We start from the raw sequence: 4546 nt of genomic DNA, 5'->3' as shown, positions 1-4546 counted from the left end.
CCCTATGCCACCATCCGCACCCAGGACAGCGCCGACGGCGCCGCACACTGGCTGTTCATGCACGCCGATGCCTCCACCGGCGTGCGTCCCTGCTGCCGCAAGGACATGCTGGACGAGATGTGGAGCTACATGAGCGCCATCACCCGCGGGCCGGCGCAGCGCCACAGCGGCCAGCTGCGCCATTTCGTGCTGGCCTCCGACGCCGCCGCCTACAACCTGGGCGGCGACCTGGACCTGTTCACCCGCCTGATCCGCGAAGGCAACCGCGACCTGCTGCTGACCTACGCCCAACGCTGCGTGGAGGGCGTTCACCACCTGCACACCGGCTTCGGCGGCGACGTCCGCTCGATCGCCCTGATCCAGGGCGATGCGCTGGGCGGTGGCCTGGAAATGGCCCTGGCCTGCCACACCATCGTGGCCGAGGAAGGGTGCGGCATGGGCCTGCCCGAAGTGCTGTTCGGCCTGTTCCCGGGAATGGGCGCCTACTCGTTCCTGTGCCGCCGGGTGGCGCCGCAGCTGGCCGAGAAGATCATCCTCGATGGCCGTATCTACAGCGCCGAGGAGATGCACGCGATGGGCGTGGTCGACGTGCTGGTCAGGAAAGGTGAAGGCCGCGGCGCGGTCGAAGAGATGATCCGCCAGCAGCAGCGCCTGCCGCAGTCGTACCTGGCAATGAACGCCGCGCGCAACCTGGCACAGGCGGTCAGCTATGACGAACTGCTGGAAATCACCAAGGTCTGGGTCGATTCGGCACTGGCCCTGGGCGATCGTTCGCTGCGCACCATGGACCGTTTGATCAAGGCGCAGACCCGACGCGCCAATCTGGATGTGGCCTGATACGTTCCCCTCCCCCGCAGGGTTCAAGCCCGGCTGGCCACCGGGCTTTTTTTATGCGGCGCGCAGTCATCGACAACCCACCGCGCAGGCCCGGCAGGCCTGGCTCTACCGCTCGCCGTCGTCGGCCACGCCGCGTGCCTTGCGTTCGGCGCGCGCATCCAGCGCCTGCCGGCCTTCCTTGATGGCCCCCTGCAGCACCGCAAGACGCTGCCGCCATTCGGCCTTGAGCTGCCAGTCGGCCATCCGCATTAACTCACCGGCGCGGTTGGACGCGCGCACCAGGCCCAGGTTGCTGGCCACGCCCTTGATCGCGTGCGACTGCTCGCGGAAAGCACCCCAGCGTGCCGCTTCACCATCACCTTCGGCCTTGCGCAGGCACGATTCGGCATCGTCCAGGCACTGGCGGATGAACTCGCGCTCGAAACCCTCGCCCATTCCCAGCGACGCCAGCTCGTCAAGCACGCCGGTATCGAGCACGCCATCGAGGTTGGTGACGGTGCGCACGATCGGCGGCGCACTGGCCTTGAGCTGAGCGTTGTTGGCAATCTCGGCCAGGGTGTCCAGCAGTCGCACGGCCACCACGGGCTTGGCCAGGAACGCATGTGCACCGGCCTGGGTACAGCGCTGGATGGCTTCGGGAGTGACGTCGGCGCTGAGCACCAGCACCGGCGTGCGCGGGCCGCCGCCGGCCTGCATCACCCGCAGCTCCTTCAGCATGTCCAGGCCACTCATGCCCGGCATGTGCAGGTCGACGATGGCCGCATCGAACTCGCTTTCAGCCAGTGCGTCGAGCACCGCCTCGCCACCATCGACGCACAGCACCTTGTGCCCGGCCTTCTGCAGCAGCCGCTGCAGCACCATGCGGTTGGCCTCGTGGTCGTCGGCGACCAGGATCTGCATGCTGCGCACGCGCGCGCGATGGCGCAGGAACGGATCGGCGAAGGCGATGACGTTGCCGCCGGCACCGGTTTCGTCGCCAGCAGCAAGGGTCGGTACCGCACCCGGGACCACCGGCTGCGGCGGCGCGAACGGCAGCTCCACCCAGAAGTGGCTGCCCTGCGGCGGGTTGTCCAGGTAACCGATCTCGCCGTCCATGGCTTCCACCAGCCCCTTGGCGATGGTCGTGCCCAGGCCGGTACCCTCATGGCGGCGGGCCATGCTGACGTCGGCCTGCTCGAAGGCCTCGAACAGACGCGGACGCATCGCCGGTGCAACGCCGATGCCGGTGTCGAGAATGTCGAAGCGCAGCCGCACCCCACCCTGGGTGTCGGCGTGGACAACGCTGACGCGGATCTCGACCCGGCCGTGATCGGTGAACTTGACCGCGTTGCCGGCCAAGTTGAGCAGGATCTGCCGCAGATGCCCGACATCGCCGCGCAGGGTCGGCGGCACGGTCTCGGCCACCTTCACCCGGTAGTCCAGGCGCTTGGCCTTGGCCTGCGGCAACAGGATCAGGCCGATCGCCTGCATCACTTCGGAAAGAACGAAATCCTCGGCGACCACGCGCAGCTTGCCGGCCTCGATCGCCGAGATGTCCAGCACTTCCTCGACCAGCGCCAGCAGGCTGCGCGATGACGCCTGGATGGTACTCACGCACTCACGCTGCTCGTCATCCAGGCGCGTGGTCGCCAACACTTCTGTCATGCCATTCAATCCATTGAGTGGGGTACGAAACTCGTGGCTCATGTTGGCCAGGAATCGACTCTTGGCTTCGCTGGCGCGCCGCGCCTCGGCCATCGCTTCGGTCAACTGCCGCAGCAGCGTGGAAAAATACAGGGGAACCGCCGCCAGGCCAAGCCACAGGCCGATGGCCAGGCGTGCGTTCTGTTGCCAATAGGGGGTCGACAGCGCGGTACTGCCGAAGCTGACCATCGCCATCGCCACGGCCACATACAGGTAGTGGTTGCCGAAGCGCATGCCGTTGCCCACCGTCACCCACATCACCACGATGTAGACCCACGACAGCGGCTCGCCCATCTGGATCATGCCGGCAGCGATCAGGCCGTAGTCGGCCAGCATGCCCAGTACGCGGCGCGGATCGGAACGCTGCGGCCGCCACAGCAACCAGCCGAACAACAGCAGCGACAGACTCAGCCCCGTCAACACGATCGCCAGCACACCGACATACTGGGTGTGCGGCAGATCGTGCCGCGCCGAAGGCAGCAGCACGTAAGCCAGGATCAGGCTGATCAGGACGATGCGGACGATCTGCTGCCCGTGCTCGCTGTCCTGCCGCTGGGACAGGCGCAACCGCAATCGCGACAGCAGGCGTTTCACGCGCCCAGTCCCGGCCGTGCAGAGGCGGTGGAGTGCTCGGCGCAGATCTGTTCCAGCTGCTCACGGCCGCGCAGCAACGCGTCCACGCAACGCGGATCGAACAGGCGCCCGCGCTGGGCATACAGGTAGGCCATGGTGGCTTCCATCGTCCACGCTTCCTTGTAGGGGCGCGGCGAGATCAGCGCATCGAACACGTCGGCCACAGCGACGATGCGTGCCTCCAGCGGAATCGCATCGCCGACCAGGCCATCGGGATAACCACTGCCGTCGTAGCGCTCATGGTGACGCAGCGCGATCAATGCACCGACCTGGATGAAGCGGTTCTGGCTGCCGCTGAGCAGTTCATGGCCAATCCGCGGATGCCGTCGCATGATCGCCAGCTCCTCATCATTGAGCTTGCCCTGCTTGAGCAGCACCGCATCGGGAATGGCGATCTTGCCCATGTCGTGCAGCGGCGCGGCCATCTCGATCAGCTTGACGTCGTCTTCCGGCAGGCCCAGCTGCTCGGCGATCAGGCCAGCCACGCGCGCCATGCGCTCAAGGTAGGCACTGGTGCYGGCATCACGGAACTCGATCGCACGCGCCAGCCGCGAAAGCGTCTCGCGCTCGCGCTCCTCCACCTCGTGCATGCTGGCCAGCAGCCGCTGCTCCAGCGACAGCGCGCGCTGCTTCACGTTCTCGGTCTGCTGGCGCAGCTGCAACAGGTTGTAGCAGCGTGCGCGCAGTTCGCGCGGGCGGATCGGCTTGACCAGGAAATCGATCACGCCGGCTTCCAGTGCTGCCTGGCGGATCGGCTCGTCACCCACTACGGTGATCAGGATCACCGGAATATCGCGATGTTTCGGCAGCCGGCGGAAGCGGCGGGCGAACTCCAGCCCGTCCATCTCCGGCATGCGGTAATCGAGAAGCAGCAGGTCGACCGGGTACGATTCGCACCATGCCAACGCCGTCAACGGATCGCCGAAGTCATGCACGCTCAGTTCCGGCGCGATGTCCTCGATGACGTGACGGAGCATCGTCCGTGCGGAAGTCTGGTCATCGACGATGACGATGTTCAAGGCGTTCTCTGCCTGCTTTCTCGACCATGCTGAAAGGTCAGCGGGCGAGGATACCCCGCCGCTGTGCACGCTGGCACCCTGCATCGGCTCGACTCCCGTCACAAGCTCCCCGATTCATGATCGTCGTCACAATGTGAAGCGGATTCTCCACATCGCGGCCTCCCCTGACCCCATGAAGCCATAGCCGGTGTCAAGGTTGTGCAATAACGATACGCCGAGTGCGGGATGCGTCAATGGCGCCGTCTCAAACCGAGACGACGCGCACAAACGGACGCCGAAAACGCCGGTTACTGCTCCGGACGCATGTACGGGAACAGCAGCACGTCGCGGATCGAGCTGCTGCCGGTCAGCAGCATCACCAGGCGATCGACGCC

Annotated in this window: 4 protein-coding genes; 1 reads left to right on the top strand and 3 read right to left on the bottom strand. The window is 66.2% G+C overall.

The features are described 5' to 3' along the window. On the top strand, window positions 1–837 hold an 837-nt coding region (locus AC1VAN_RS12610; RefSeq protein ID WP_480985906.1), incomplete at its 5' end, for a crotonase/enoyl-CoA hydratase family protein. A 105-nt stretch (window positions 838–942) separates the two neighbouring features. Here the strand turns inward: AC1VAN_RS12610 and AC1VAN_RS12605 are convergent. The 3 genes from AC1VAN_RS12605 to AC1VAN_RS12595 all read right to left on the bottom strand — a co-directional run. Then, on the bottom strand, window positions 943–3114 hold the full coding sequence (locus tag AC1VAN_RS12605; protein WP_032975476.1) for a response regulator: 2172 nt from the start codon (window positions 3112–3114) through the stop codon (window positions 943–945). Further along, on the bottom strand, window positions 3111–4256 hold the full coding sequence (gene rpfG, locus AC1VAN_RS12600) for a cyclic di-GMP phosphodiesterase response regulator RpfG (RefSeq protein WP_480985905.1): 1146 nt from the start codon (window positions 4254–4256) through the stop codon (window positions 3111–3113). The genes AC1VAN_RS12605 and rpfG overlap by 4 nt, the downstream gene beginning before the upstream one ends. A 203-nt stretch (window positions 4257–4459) precedes the next feature. Next, a partial coding sequence (locus tag AC1VAN_RS12595) for an amino acid--tRNA ligase-related protein (RefSeq protein WP_134967464.1) occupies window positions 4460–4546 on the bottom strand: 87 nt, incomplete at its 5' end.

It is taken from the genome of Stenotrophomonas sp. 05L44_2 (assembly GCF_056665995.1).
This window is presented reverse-complemented; position numbering and strand designations above follow the sequence as displayed.